The sequence below is a fragment of the Burkholderia vietnamiensis LMG 10929 genome, from assembly GCF_000959445.1.
GTDB classification, from domain to species: domain Bacteria; phylum Pseudomonadota; class Gammaproteobacteria; order Burkholderiales; family Burkholderiaceae; genus Burkholderia; species Burkholderia vietnamiensis.
Genome location: NZ_CP009631.1, coordinates 1,749,273 through 1,763,116, shown reverse-complemented (window position 1 = coordinate 1,763,116; position 13,844 = coordinate 1,749,273). Strand labels below are relative to the sequence as shown.

Genomic DNA, 13,844 nt, shown 5'->3' with positions numbered 1-13,844 from the left:
CGGCCGCACGACCGTCAGGCGATCGCGCCCCAATCCAGCACGATCTTGCCGATGTGCTCGCCGCTTTCCATCAGCGCATGCGCCTGGGCGGCGTCGCCGGCAGGCAGCACGCGGTAGATGACCGGCTTGATGCGGCCGTCCGCGAGCAGCGGCCACACGCGCGCCTTCAGCTGGGCGGCGATGCGCGCCTTGAACTCGACCGGACGCGGACGCAGCGTCGAGCCCGTCACCGTCAGGCGGCGGCGCAGGATCTCGCCCAGGTTGATCTCGGCCTTCGCGCCGCCGAGCAGCGCGATCAGCACGATCCGGCCGCCGTCCGCCAGCGCGGAGAGTTCGCGCGGCAGGTACGCCGCGCCGACCATGTCGAGGATCACGTCGACGCCGCGGTCGTGCGTCAGCGACTTGACGACCTCGACGAAATCCTCGGTCTTGTAGTTGATCGCACGCTCGGCGCCGAGCGCCTCGCATGCCCGGCATTTGTCCGCCGTGCCGGCCGTCGCGAACACGCGGAAACCGAGCGCATGCGCGATCTGGATGGCCGTCACGCCGATCCCGCTCGAGCCGCCCTGCACCAGCAGCGTTTCCTGCTCGCCGCCCTCGCCCGCGCCGAGCAGCGCACGGTCGAACACGTTGCTCCACACCGTGAAGAACGTTTCGGGCAACGACGCGGCTTCGATGTCGGTCAGGCCGCCGGGCACCGGCAGGCATTGCGGCAGCGGCGCGACCGCATATTCGGCGTAGCCGCCGCCGGCGAGCAGCGCGCAGACGCGGTCGCCCAGCTTCAGCCCGAACGGGTTCAGCGCCGGATCGGAGAGGTCGCCGCCGACGATCTCGCCCGCGACCTCGAGGCCCGGCAGGTCCGACGCACCGGGCGGCGGCGCATACGCGCCCTTGCGCTGGAACACGTCGGGCCGGTTCACGCCCGAAGCCGCCACCTTGATCAGCACCTCGCCGCGCGCCGGTTCGGGGCGCACGCGCTCCGTCAGCTTCAACACGTCGGGGGCACCGAATTCGGTGATTTCAATGGCTTTCATGGTGATGGCTCCAGGCTCGGAATCGGATGGCGAATGAGGCGCCCGCGCGCGGCGCGGATGCTGCGCCGGCGCTGCTGCGCCGCACAACGATGCTACAGAAAAAACGGCCGGCGCGCTCTCGCGCTGCCGGCCGTTCTCACGCGGGTCCGCTTACTGCTGCGGCGGCGTGTCCGACTGCGACGCGGCAGCCGCTTCGTTCAGCAGCGCCTTCGCCGACAGGCGCACGCGACCCTTCTCATCCGTCTGGATCACCTTGACCTTAACCTGCTGACCTTCCTTCAGGTAGTCGTTGATGTCCTTCACGCGCTCGTTGACGATTTCCGAGATGTGCAGCAGGCCATCCTTGCCCGGCAGCAGGTTCACGATCGCGCCGAAATCGAGCAGCTTGAGCACCGTGCCTTCGTACACCTGGCCGACTTCGATCTCGGCCGTGATGTTCTCGATGCGCTTCTTCGCTTCGGCCATGCCTTCGCTGCTCGTGCTCGCGATCGTCACGACGCCGTCGTCCGAAATGTCGATCGTCGTGCCGGTTTCTTCGGTCAGCGCGCGGATCACCGAACCGCCCTTGCCGATCACGTCGCGGATCTTTTCCGGGTTGATCTTGATCGTGATCATGCGCGGCGCGAACTCGGACAGTTGCGTGTTCGCACCCGACACTGCCGACGTCATCTTGCCGAGGATGTGCATGCGACCTTCCTTCGCCTGCGCGAGCGCGACCTGCATGATTTCCTTCGTGATGCCCTGGATCTTGATGTCCATCTGCAGCGCGGTCACGCCGTGCTCGGTGCCGGCCACCTTGAAGTCCATGTCGCCGAGGTGATCTTCGTCGCCGAGGATGTCGGTCAACACCGCGAACTTGTTGCCCTCGAGGATCAGGCCCATCGCGATACCGGCGACGTGCGCCTTCATCGGCACGCCGGCGTCCATCAGCGCGAGGCAGCCGCCGCACACCGACGCCATCGACGACGAACCGTTCGATTCGGTGATTTCCGACACGACGCGGATCGAGTAGCCGAATTCGTCGGCGCTCGGCAGGCACTTGACCAGCGCGCGCTTCGCGAGACGGCCGTGGCCGATTTCACGACGCTTCGGCGAGCCGACGCGGCCCGTTTCGCCCGTCGCGAACGGCGGCATGTTGTAGTGGAGCATGAAGCGCTCGCGGTATTCGCCTTCGAGCGCGTCGATGATCTGCTCGTCGCCCTTCGTGCCGAGCGTCGCGACGACGAGCGCCTGCGTCTCGCCACGCGTGAACAGCGCCGAACCGTGGGTGCGCGGCAGCACGCCGGTGCGGATCTCGATCGGACGCACGGTGCGCGTGTCGCGACCGTCGATGCGCGGCTCGCCGTTCAGGATCTGCGAGCGGACGATCTTCGCTTCGATGTCGAACAGGATGTTGCCGACGGTGGCCTTGTCGGCCGCGACCGTGCCGGCCGCCAGCGCGTCTTCTTCGAGCTTCGCCGAGGTCGCCGCGTAGACTTCCTTCAGCTTCGTCGAGCGCGCCTGCTTGTCGCGCAGCTGGTAAGCGGCGAGCAGATCGCCGTGCGCCAGTTCCGTCACGCGCGCGATCAGCGCTTCGTTCTTCGGGGCCGGCTGCCAGTCCCACTCCGGCTTGCCGCCTTCGCGCACGAGCTCGTGGATCGCGTCGATCGCGATCTGCATCTGTTCGTGGCCGAACACGACCGCGCCCAGCATCACGTCTTCCGGCAGCTGGTCGGCTTCCGATTCGACCATCAGCACCGCGCGCTCCGTACCGGCGACGACGAGATCGAGGCTCGACGCCTTGATCTGGTCACGCGTCGGGTTCAGCACGTAGGCGTTGTCGATGTACGCGACGCGCGCGGCACCGACCGGGCCGTTGAACGGCAGGCCCGACACGGCCAGCGCGGCCGACGCGCCGATCAGCGCGGGAATGTCGGCCGGGATGTCCGGGTTCACGGACAGCACGTGGATCACGACCTGCACTTCGTTGTAGAAGCCTTCCGGGAACAGCGGGCGCAGCGGACGATCGATCAGGCGCGACGTCAGCGTCTCATGCTCCGACGGACGGCCTTCGCGACGGAAGAAGCCGCCGGGGATCTTGCCGGCCGAGTAGGTCTTTTCGAGGTAGTCGACGGTCAGCGGGAAGAAATCCTGGCCCGGCTTCGCCGACTTGGCGCCGACGACGGTCGCCAGCACGACGGTGTCTTCCACGTCGACGATGACGGCACCGCTCGCCTGACGGGCGACTTCACCGGTTTCGAGGCGCACCTTGTGCTGGCCCCACTGGAATTCCTTCACGACCTTGTTGAACATGGACATGGTTGCTCCTTTGAACTCATTCGTTTCATTCGCCGCGTGGGCCATCCCGCGCGGCGGCGTCCCGACCGAATCACCCGGAGCAAGGTGTGTTTTTTATGCCATTCCAGCGCGACGCTCGTCGAGCGGCGCGCTGGAATGACACAAATCCCGACCCCGGTATCAGCCGTTCCGGCAGCCCGGCCGCGATGTGCCGGACTACCTGCGATGCGTGTGACGCTACGCACCGCGCAAAAACAAAATGCCTGCATCAGCGGACTGACACAGGCATCTTGCTGGCGGCAATCGCCTCGATTACTTACGCAGACCCAGCTTCTCGATCAGCGCGCGGTAACGGTCGGCATCCTTGCCCTTGAGGTAGTCGAGCAGCTTGCGGCGGCGGCTCACCATGCGCAGCAGGCCGCGGCGGCTGTGGTGATCCTTCGCGTGGGTCTTGAAGTGACCCGTCAGTTCGACGATACGTGCGGTCAGCAGTGCGACCTGGACTTCGGGCGAACCCGTGTCGTTGGTACCGCGGGCGAACTGAGCAACGACTTCCGACTTCTTGATATCTGCAACAGACATGTGATTTCCTTGATTTCGACTTTCCAACTGTACACGCGGACACGGAAGAATGGCCGTGCCGTGACTTACAACCGGCGCGCATTGTAGCACAACTACGCGCCGCTCCTACCGCCGCCCGTCACGGGCGCGTCATCGAACACGCGGACGGCAGCGGCGTGCGCTGCGCCGGCACCGCCAGAATCGTCCGGAAGCCGTAGCCCGAGCCCTCGTTGTCGAAGCGAACGCCCGGCGTGCCGGCCTTGTCCATCTCCATCACGTAAAGGGGCTGGATCAGTTGATGATCCTGGGCGCGCATCGTCGACGCATGGAAGCCGTCGTCGAACGACAGCCCTTCCAGCGCGTGGGCCACCGCGACCGGGTCGGCCGAACCGGCCCGCTCCATCGCGGCCGCCAGCATCTCGATCATCAGGCTCATGCGCCGCACCGGATAGTCGTCCTGCGCGGCGGGAAAACGGGTGCGGAACGCACGGTAGAACGCGTCCGACTTCGCGCCGCCCGCGTTCGGGTGCCAGTCGGCGACGGCCACGACCCGTCCGACGCCCGCGTCGCCGAGCGCGGCCGGCGCGCCGAGACTGTTGCCGTAGAACGTGTAGAACTTCGCGTTCAGCCCCTGCTCGCGCGCCGCCTTCACGAGCAGCGTGAGGTCGTTGCCCCAGTTGCCGGTCACGACGGCGTCCGCGCCGCTCGCGCGGATCTTCGCGATATACGGCGAGAAATCCTTGATGCGGCCGATCGGATGGAATTCGTCGCCGGCAATCGTCACGTCGGGGCGCCGCTCGGCCAGCGCCTGCCGCGCGAGCGTGCTGACGTCATGGCCGAAGCTGTAGTCCTGGTTCAGCAGATAGAGCTTGCGCAGCGCGCGGTCGCGCGCCATCACGTCGGCGAGCGCGGCCATCCGCATCCCGGCGTGCGCGTCGAAACGGAAATGCCAGAAACTGCAGCGCGCGCCGGTGAGCGCCGGATCGTCGGCCGAATAATTGAGGAGCAGCATCCGGTTGTCCGGCGTGCGCGCGTTCAGCTTGTCGAGCGCGGTGACCAGCGCGGCCGCCACCGCCGAGCTGTTGCCCTGCGCGACGAAGCCGATGTGACGGTCGGCCGCCGCGCGCAACTGCACGAGCGCCTCTTCCGGGCTGCCCTTGCTGTCGAGCACGACGAGTTCCAGCGGATGCTTGCCGTCGCGCAGCTTCACGCCGCCCGCCGCATCGACCTGCTCGACGCCGAACCGCAGGTTGCGCTCGACTGCCGCGCCCGCATTCGCGAACGGGCCCGACATCCCTTCGATCAAGGCGATCCGCACCGGCTCGCCTGCCGCCTGCGCGCACGACGCCAGCATCCATCCGGCGCTCCACGCGAGCGCCCATCGCTTCCATGATTGCATCCGTTACCTGCCGCTGAATCTGTCCGGGGAAAGCGCGGATCATAGGCCGCCCGCGCCGCCGCCCGCAAGCATCGCGCGACGCGGCGCCGGCCGGCGATCCGCACCGATTTTTGCGCGCGCGTGCGCGGGCACGCGCGGTCCGTGATACAACGGAACGGTTAGCGAGTTCTGGAGAAACCCATGCGCATTCGCATTCCCATGCGCCTGCCGGTGCTGATCGCCTGCGCGGCGACGCTCGTCGCCGGCTGCGCCCAACCGTGGCAGCAATACCAGGCCGGCCAGGACGAGTCGGCGATCGTCGCGCGCATGGGCCCGCCGCGCGAGATCTACGACCTCCCCGGCGGCGGCAAGCGGATGATGTGGCCGACCCAGCCGATGGGCGAGATCACGATCGCGGCCGACATCGATGCGGCCCATCGGATCGTCAACGTGCGCCAGGTGCTGCAGCCGAGCGAGTTCTATCGCGCGGAAATCGGCAAGTGGACCAAGACCGACGTGCTCGTCAACTTCGGCCGCCCGGTCGAAACCTCATACTTCCCGCTGATGAAGCGCGAGGTGTGGACGTACCGGTATCTCGAGGACAACGTCTGGTACATGATGTACAGCTTCTATTTCGATCCGCAGGGCATCCTGCGCACGACGCAGAAAACGCCCGATCCGCTGCACGACCCCGATCGTCGTAATCTGTTCTGAGCTTCGATTGCGCATTTTCGCGCAATTTTCACAATGGCCATTTACGTATTGATGCGTGAATGGCCATTTCGTTTTTTCCGCCCTGGTTCATTAATCGCGATTCCTCCGCGGTAATGCTTTCCGATGCCACAACGCTCGCGTGGCGACATGCCGAATCGCTTGTGGCGCAACGCCAGCAACCCCGCGCATGGACTATCCGTTCCGTGCGTTGAATTGGTGCAATTGATGCACCTTGCCGAATCGAGTTGAAACAATTTGTATCAATGACCCCTGGCACTAGGGCGTACCCCTAATATCGGTCGAATCAAACCTTTCAATTTAGAAAGCATCTGACCGCTCACGTTTTGTGCGGTGTCTATTCGTTTCTGTCGAAAAGGAGTCCTCATGAACCGCCCGAAGAGCATGCTGGTTGCCAACATCGCCTGGGCCCGCGAGACGCGCGAACACACGCCCGGCTTCTTCGATACGCTCGCGCGCGGTCAGAATCCGCGCGTGCTGTGGATCGGCTGCTCCGACAGCCGCGTGCCCGCCGAAACCATCACGCACAGCGTGCCCGGCGAGTTGTTCGTCCATCGCAACATCGCGAACCTGTTCCATCCCGACGACGACAATTCCGCGAGCGTGCTCGAGTACGCCGTGCGCGTGCTGAAGGTCGACCATGTGATCGTCTGCGGTCACTACGGTTGCGGCGGCGTGCGCGCGTCGCTGCTGCCGCCGCCGGCCGACCTGCCGCACGTGGCGCGGCGCATCGCTCCGCTCTGCGCGCTCGCACGACGCCATCGCGACACGCTCGGCGGCCTCGACGAAACGGCTGCCGCCGATCGTCTGGCCGAATTGAACGTCCTCGAACAGGTGCGGCTGCTGCGCGCGTCGCCGATCGTGCGCGGCCGCGAGCGCCCGCCGCTCGTGCACGGCTGGATCTTTTCGCTCGCCGACGGCCGCCTGAAGGAGCTCGACTCCGGCTATACGGCGCCCGAGCCGGCCGAATCCGACCTCGAGCACGCCGCCACGGCCGCGGCAGTCGGCTGATCCGCGCCTTCTTCCACGCCAATGACATCGCCCTCATCATGAAACTGAACGAGCATCTATCCACCCTGCCGCGCGACATGGTCGCCGGCATCGTCGTGTTCCTCGTCGCGCTGCCGCTTTGCCTCGGTATCGCGAATGCATCCGGCGTCGAGCCGTTCGCCGGGCTCGTGTCCGGCATCGTCGGCGGGATCGTCGTCGCGCTGCTCAGCGGCTCGTCGCTGTCGGTGAGCGGCCCCGCGGCCGGCCTCGTCGTGATCGTCGTCGAAGGCATCGCGCAGCTCGGCAGCTTCTCCGCGTTCCTGCTCGCCGTGCTGCTGTCCGGCGTGCTGCAGTTCGGCTTCGGCATGCTGCGCGCCGGCCGCTTCGCCGCTTACGTCCCGTCGCCCGTGATCAAGGGCATGCTCGCCGCGATCGGCATCCTGCTGATCGTCAAACAGATTCCGTATGCGCTCGGCATCGGCGGCGCGGGCTCACCAGCGCTTGGCTCGTGGATGGCGCTGCCGACCGCGTGGGCGGCAACCGCCATCGCGATCGCGTCGCTTGCGCTGCTGCTCGCCTGGGACACGCCCGCGCTGCGCCGCTTCGCATGGGTGCGCTCGGTGCCCGCGCCGCTCGCGGTCGTCGTGCTCGGCATCGGCGCGACGCTCGTGCTCGGCGCGCTGGCGCCGTCGGCCGCGCCGGGCGCCGCGCATCGCGTGACGCTGCCGGAATTCGACTCGTTCGCCGCGCTCGCGGCGTCGCTCAAGCACGCGGAACTCGGCCCGAACTTCGCGCAACTGGTCAATCCGGACGTGTGGCGCGTCGCGATCACGCTGGCGGTCGTCGCGAGCCTCGAGACGCTGCTGTGCCTCGAAGCGGTCGAGCAGATCGATCCGAAGCGGCGGCCGGCGCAGCCGGACCGCGAGTTGAAGGCGCAGGGCGTCGGCAACCTCGTCGCGGGCGCGTTCGGCGGCCTGCCGATCACGTCGGTGATCGTGCGCAGCTCGGCCAACGTCAACGCCGGCGCGCAAAGCCGGATGTCGGCGATCGTGCACGGCATCCTGCTGCTCGCCAGCGTGTTCGCGCTCACCGGCCTGATCAACCTGATCCCGCTCGCGAGCCTCGCCGCGATCCTGATCCATACGGGCATCAAGCTCGCGAAACCCGCGCTGTTCCGCTCGGTGATGAACCAGGGCCCCGCGGCGTTCGTGCCGTTCGCCGCGACGATCGCGGGCGTGCTGGCCGTCGACCTGCTGTTCGGCATCGCGCTCGGCCTCGCCTGCAGCGTGCTGGCCGTCGCGGTCGCGAACCTGAAGAGCCCCGTCACGCTCGCGCAGCACGACGACCACTTCCTGCTGTCGTTCCGCAAGGACGTGTCGTTCCTCGGCAAGGTGCAGGTCAAGCATCACCTGCGCCACATCCCCGATCGGGCTGCCGTGATCATCGACGCGACGCGCGCCGACTACATCGATCACGACGTGCTCGAACTGCTCGACGCGTTCATCGCCGAGGCGCCGCGGCGCGCGATCACGGTCGAGTTCCGGCGCCGCAAGCCGGCCGCCGCCGCGGCTGCCCGCCGCTGGTCGTGGCGTGCGCCGGCCGCCGAATGACCGGCCCATGAAAAATGCCCCGTGCGGCGTATGGCCGCACGGGGCATTTCAGGTGTTACCGGCGCGCGACGCTTACGCGCGTTGCGGGTTGAGCTTGTCGTCCTTCGAGTGCAGCTTGTTCAACGCGGCGATGTACGCCTTCGCGGAAGCCGCGACGATGTCCGGGTCGGTGCCGACGCCGTTCACGATGCGCCCGTTCTTCGACAGCCGCACCGTCACTTCGCCCTGCGCCTGCGTGCCGGTCGTGATCGCGTTCACCGAATACAGCAGCAGCTCGGAACCGCTGCCGACTTCGCCCTCGATCGCGTTGAACGTCGCATCGACCGGGCCGTTGCCGCGCGCCTCGCCGGTCACCTCGCTGCCTTCGACCGCGAACACGACCTTCGCTTGCGGCTGCTCGCCGGTTTCCGAATGCTGCGACAGCGACACGAACTTGAAGTGCTCCTGCTCCTGCGCGAGCGCCGATTCTTCGGAGACGATCGCGATGATGTCCTCGTCGAAGATCTCGGCCTTGCGGTCGGCGAGATCCTTGAAGCGCATGAACGCGGCGTTCAGTTCGGCTTCGCTGTCGAGCGACACGCCGAGTTCCTGCAGCCGCTGCTTGAACGCGTTACGGCCCGACAGCTTGCCGAGCACGATCTTGTTCGCGGTCCAGCCCACGTCTTCCGCGCGCATGATCTCGTAGGTGTCGCGCGCCTTCAGCACGCCGTCCTGGTGGATGCCGGAAGCGTGCGCGAACGCGTTCGCCCCGACCACGGCCTTGTTCGGCTGCACGACGAAACCGGTGATCTGCGACACGAGCTTCGAGGTCGGCACGATCTGCGTCGTGTCGATGCCGACGTCGAGGCCGAAGTAGTCCTTGCGCGTCTTCACGGCCATCACGATTTCTTCGAGCGACGTATTGCCCGCGCGCTCGCCGAGACCGTTGATCGTGCATTCGACCTGACGCGCGCCGCCGATCTTCACGCCCGCGAGCGAGTTCGCGACCGCCATCCCGAGGTCGTTGTGGCAATGCACGGAGAAGATCGCCTTGTCCGAGTTCGGAATGCGTTCGCGCAGCGTCTTCACCAGGTTGCCGTAAAGCTCCGGCACGCCGTAGCCGACCGTATCGGCGATGTTGATCGTCGTCGCGCCTTCGGCGATCACCGCTTCCAGCACGCGGCACAGGAAGTCGAGATCCGAGCGGCTGCCGTCTTCCGGCGAGAACTCGACGTTGTCGGTGAACTTGCGTGCAAAGCGCACCGCGAGCCGCGCCTGCTCGAACACCTGGTCCGGCGTCATGCGCAGCTTCTTTTCCATGTGCAGCGGAGACGTCGCGATGAACGTGTGGATCCGCGCGCTGCTGGCCGGCTTCAGTGCATCGGCTGCGCGCTGGATGTCCTTGTCGTTGGCGCGCGCGAGCGAGCAGATCGTGCTGTCCTTCACGAGCCCGGCGATCGTGTGGATCGCGTCGAAGTCGCCGTTCGAGCTGGCCGCGAAACCGGCCTCGATCACGTCGACCTTCATCCGCTCGAGGTGCTTCGCGATGCGGATTTTCTCTTCCTTCGTCATCGACGCGCCGGGCGATTGTTCACCGTCACGCAACGTCGTATCGAAAATGATCAGCTTGTCTGTCATGGGGGGCTCCAGGGCTCTTTATGCGGGAATCAAACGTAATGAGATCGCGCCACCGCTGGCGACGCTCAACAACAGACGAAGCTTGACGGGGGGCGAGAACGGTCAGCGCGGCAGGCGCGCCAAAGCTAGCGCGCGTAGCGGCGCACCGGCTAGAAGGAGGGAGAGGCGGGAAAATGCGGTCATGCCGACGACTATAGCGACAATCCGCCGGGTGTGCAATCCGCCCGCACCCGGGATGCGCGGGCGCGCAGCAGGATAAGGGACAAATGAAAACGGCAGCCTCATGGCCGCCGTCGTTCCGTGGTTCGGTGCAGATGTGCGTCAGTGCTCGCGCTGCGACGAGCGCGCCGGGTTGGCACGGCCGCGCACGGCCATGTACGCCCAGAACACGTAGCCGGACAGCCCGTACAGCACGAACAGGCAGAACAGCATCAGCGGCGGATCGGACGACACCAGCACGAACGCCACCACCACCAAGAGGATCGCCGCGAACGGCACGCGATGCCGCACGTCGAGCGCCTTGCCGCTGTAGAACGGCGCGTTCGACACCATCGTCACGCCCGCGTAGATCGTCAGCACGAACGCGACCCACGGCAGCCAGCCGAGCTTCATCGGCACGCGGTTGTCGGTGGCGAGCCACACGAAGCCGGCGATCAGCGCAGCGGCGGCCGGGCTCGGCAGCCCCTGGAAGAAGCGCTTGTCGACGACGCCAATGTTGGTGTTGAAGCGCGCGAGCCGCAGCGCCGCGCCCGAGCAGTAGACGAAGGCGGCAAGCCAGCCCCAGCGGCCGAGATCCTTCAGCACCCACTCGTACATCACGAGCGCGGGCGCCACGCCGAACGACACCATGTCGGACAGGCTGTCGAACTGTTCGCCGAACGCGCTCTGCGTATGCGTCATGCGCGCGACGCGCCCGTCCATCCCGTCGAGCACCATCGCGACGAAGATGGCGATCGCGGCGATCTCGAAGCGCACGTTCATCGCCTGCACGACCGCGAAGAAGCCGCAGAACAGCGCAGCGGTCGTGAACGCGTTCGGCAGCAGATAGATGCCGCGCGTCTTCAGGAACCGCTGGCGCGCGGCGCGGCGACTTTCGCTCGGCACCGGATCCGATGCCATCACCTTGTTGCGGCGAAACGGGCGCGGCGTCTGGCTGGTGCCGTTGCGCGGCCGGCGCGGTTTGAATGCGGCCATCGTGCGTCCCGCCGTTTACTGTTCGAGTTCGGCGAGGATCGTCGACGATGCGTACACCTTCTCGCCGATCGACACCTTCGCGCGGCTGCCGAGCGGCAGATAGACGTCCACGCGCGAACCGAAGCGGATGAAACCGTAACGCTGACCACGCGACAGCGGCTCGCCCGCGCGCACGTAGCAGAGGATCCGGCGCGCGATCAGGCCGGCGATCTGCACGGCGGTGACGGTCTTGCCGCTCGCCGTCTGGATCACGACCGCGTTGCGCTCGTTCTCGGTCGACGCCTTGTCGATCGCCGCGTTCAGGAACGCGCCCGGGAAGTACTCGACCTTCGAGATCGCGCCATCGACCGGCGAGCGCTGCGAATGGACGTTGAAGACATTCATGAACACGCTGATCTTCAGCGCTTCGCGGTTCGCATACGGATCGTGCGAGGTCTCGACCGCGACGATACGGCCGTCCGCCGGGCACAGCACCGCGTTCGGCTGCGCCGGAATCGGGCGCTGCGGATCACGGAAGAACTGGACCACGAAGACGAGCAGCAGCCAGAACGGCCATGCGAAGCCGAAGCCCCCGATGGCGTGGATCAACAACGCGATGACGGCTGCAATCGCGATGAACGGCCAGCCTTCGCGCGCGATGATCGGATGAGGATAGTTCATGGGTTCGTTCGGTGTTCGGTGAATTGCAAAGCCCGTAGGATAGCAAAAGCCGCCCGGGGCACCGTTGCCTTCGGGCGGCTTTTTGCTACCGACCCTCCACTCGGAGGGCCGGAACAGCACGCGGAGCTTAGTTCTTCGTCTGGTCGACGAGCTTGTTCTTCGCGATCCACGGCATCATCGCGCGCAGCTTCGCACCAACCTGCTCGATCTGGTGCTCGGCCGTCAGGCGGCGGCGCGATTGCAGCGTCGGTGCGCCGGCCTTGTTTTCGAGGATGAAGCTCTTCGCGTACTCGCCCGTCTGGATGTCGGTCAGGCACTGCTTCATCGCCTTCTTCGTCTCTTCGGTGACGACGCGCGGGCCCGTCACGTACTCGCCGTACTCGGCGTTGTTCGAGATCGAGTAGTTCATGTTCGCGATGCCGCCTTCGTAGATCAGGTCGACGATCAGCTTCAGCTCGTGCAGGCATTCGAAGTACGCCATTTCCGGCGCGTAGCCGGCTTCCACCAGCGTCTCGAAACCAGCCTTGATCAGCTCGACGGTACCGCCGCACAGCACGGCCTGCTCGCCGAACAGGTCGGTTTCGGTTTCTTCGCGGAAGTTCGTTTCGATGATGCCGGCACGACCGCCGCCGTTCGCTGCCGCGTACGACAGCGCGATGTCGCGTGCTGCGCCCGACTTGTTCTGCGCGACCGCGATCAGGTGCGGCACGCCGCCGCCTTGCGAGTACGTGCCGCGCACGGTGTGGCCCGGTGCCTTCGGCGCGATCATGATCACGTCGAGGTCGGCGCGCGGGATCACCTGGCCGTAGTGGACGTTGAAGCCGTGTGCGAATGCCAGCGCCGCGCCTTGCTTGATGTTCGCGTGGACTTCCTTCGCGTACACGTCGGCGATCTGCTCGTCGGGCAGCAGCATCATCACGACGTCAGCGCCCTTCACCGCTTCGGCGACTTCCTTGACCGACAGGCCGGCGTTCTCGGCCTTGCTCCACGACGCGCCGCCCTTGCGCAGGCCGACCGTCACGTTTACGCCGCTGTCCTTCAGGTTCAGCGCGTGCGCATGGCCTTGCGAGCCGTAGCCGATGATCGTGACTTGCTTGCCCTTGATGAGGGAGAGGTCGGCGTCTTTGTCGTAGAAAACGTTCATGATGGTTCCTTCGCTAATTCAAAAATTCAACAATTCGTTCGGATTGGATACTGCGAGCCGGGACATGACGGCGCACCCGGCGTGCTGGTTGCCACCTGGTCGGCATCACACCTTCAGGATGCGCTCGCCGCGTCCGATGCCGGAGCTGCCGGTGCGCACGGTCTCGAGGATCGCGCTCGCGTCCAGCCCCTGGATGAATGCGTCGAGCTTGTCGCTCGCGCCCGTCAATTCGATCGTGTAGGTCTTTTCGGTCACGTCGATGATGCGGCCGCGGAAAATATCCGACATCCGCTTCATTTCTTCGCGCTCCTTGCCCACTGCACGTACCTTGATCAGCATCAGCTCGCGTTCGATGTGGGCACCGTCGGTCAGGTCCACCACTTTCACCACCTCGATCAGGCGGTTCAGATGCTTCGTGATCTGTTCGATCACGTCGTCCGAGCCAATGGAAACGATGGTCAGCCGCGACAGCGATTGGTCTTCGGTCGGCGCCACCGTCAAGGTTTCGATGTTGTAGCCGCGTGCGGAAAACAGACCGACCACGCGCGACAGCGCGCCCGGTTCGTTTTCCAGCAGGACGGAAATGATGTGTCTCATGTTCGCTTCTTCCAGAATGTGTCCGTGTCGATTCACTCGCGCCGCGCGCC

12 protein-coding genes are annotated in these 13,844 nt (G+C 66.0%); 3 read left to right on the top strand and 9 right to left on the bottom strand.

Annotation, left to right across the window (positions count from 1 at the left end; all coding sequences use genetic code 11):
• Nucleotides 1-14: 14 nt before the first annotated feature.
• From AK36_RS18030 to AK36_RS18015, 4 genes are all read right to left on the bottom strand, one after another.
• On the bottom strand, nt 15-1,034 hold the full coding sequence (locus tag AK36_RS18030; RefSeq protein WP_011885538.1) for an NAD(P)H-quinone oxidoreductase: 1,020 nt from the start codon (nt 1,032-1,034) through the stop codon (nt 15-17).
• Nucleotides 1,035-1,184: 150 nt separating this feature from the next.
• On the bottom strand, nt 1,185-3,332 hold the full coding sequence (gene pnp, locus AK36_RS18025) for a polyribonucleotide nucleotidyltransferase (protein WP_011885539.1): 2,148 nt from the start codon (nt 3,330-3,332) through the stop codon (nt 1,185-1,187).
• 291 nt (nt 3,333-3,623) lie between these two features.
• On the bottom strand, nt 3,624-3,893 hold the full coding sequence (rpsO, locus tag AK36_RS18020) for a 30S ribosomal protein S15 (protein ID WP_006398792.1): 270 nt from the start codon (nt 3,891-3,893) through the stop codon (nt 3,624-3,626).
• 118 nt (nt 3,894-4,011) lie between these two features.
• Entirely contained in the window at nt 4,012-5,271 is a 1,260-nt protein-coding gene (locus AK36_RS18015; RefSeq protein WP_045578924.1) for a branched-chain amino acid ABC transporter substrate-binding protein, read from the bottom strand.
• A 180-nt stretch (nt 5,272-5,451) separates the two neighbouring features.
• On the opposite strand from AK36_RS18015, the gene AK36_RS18010 reads away from it, so the two are divergent.
• The 3 genes from AK36_RS18010 to AK36_RS18000 all read left to right on the top strand — a co-directional run bounded on the left by AK36_RS18010 (nt 5,452) and on the right by AK36_RS18000 (nt 8,582).
• Nucleotides 5,452-5,964: a hypothetical protein gene (locus tag AK36_RS18010; RefSeq protein WP_011885541.1), complete on the top strand. Its 513-nt coding sequence runs from the start codon at nt 5,452-5,454 to the stop codon at nt 5,962-5,964.
• A 384-nt stretch (nt 5,965-6,348) separates the two neighbouring features.
• A complete protein-coding gene (locus AK36_RS18005) occupies nt 6,349-6,993 on the top strand; it encodes a carbonic anhydrase (RefSeq protein WP_014723363.1) in 645 nt (214 codons plus the stop codon).
• A 38-nt stretch (nt 6,994-7,031) separates the two neighbouring features.
• Complete coding sequence (locus tag AK36_RS18000; protein ID WP_045578923.1) at nt 7,032-8,582, top strand: SulP family inorganic anion transporter; 1,551 nt, start codon at nt 7,032-7,034, stop codon at nt 8,580-8,582.
• A gap of 72 nt (nt 8,583-8,654) precedes the next feature.
• Here the strand turns inward: AK36_RS18000 and AK36_RS17995 are convergent, their stop codons facing one another.
• The 5 genes from AK36_RS17995 to ilvN all read right to left on the bottom strand — a co-directional run bounded on the left by AK36_RS17995 (nt 8,655) and on the right by ilvN (nt 13,794).
• Nucleotides 8,655-10,199 (bottom strand): 2-isopropylmalate synthase, encoded by a 1,545-nt coding sequence (locus AK36_RS17995; RefSeq protein WP_045578922.1) that lies wholly within the window; start codon nt 10,197-10,199, stop codon nt 8,655-8,657.
• Between the two features lie 321 nt (nt 10,200-10,520).
• Nucleotides 10,521-11,393 (bottom strand): CDP-diacylglycerol--serine O-phosphatidyltransferase, encoded by an 873-nt coding sequence (pssA, locus tag AK36_RS17990; RefSeq protein ID WP_011885545.1) that lies wholly within the window; start codon nt 11,391-11,393, stop codon nt 10,521-10,523.
• A 15-nt stretch (nt 11,394-11,408) separates the two neighbouring features.
• Nucleotides 11,409-12,053, bottom strand: coding sequence for a phosphatidylserine decarboxylase (locus AK36_RS17985; protein WP_011885546.1), 645 nt, complete (start codon nt 12,051-12,053; stop codon nt 11,409-11,411).
• A gap of 127 nt (nt 12,054-12,180) precedes the next feature.
• Nucleotides 12,181-13,197, bottom strand: coding sequence for a ketol-acid reductoisomerase (ilvC, locus tag AK36_RS17980; RefSeq protein WP_006478252.1), 1,017 nt, complete (start codon nt 13,195-13,197; stop codon nt 12,181-12,183).
• Between the two features lie 105 nt (nt 13,198-13,302).
• Complete coding sequence (gene ilvN / locus AK36_RS17975; RefSeq protein ID WP_006750445.1) at nt 13,303-13,794, bottom strand: acetolactate synthase small subunit; 492 nt, start codon at nt 13,792-13,794, stop codon at nt 13,303-13,305.
• Between the last annotated feature and the right edge of the window lie 50 nt (nt 13,795-13,844).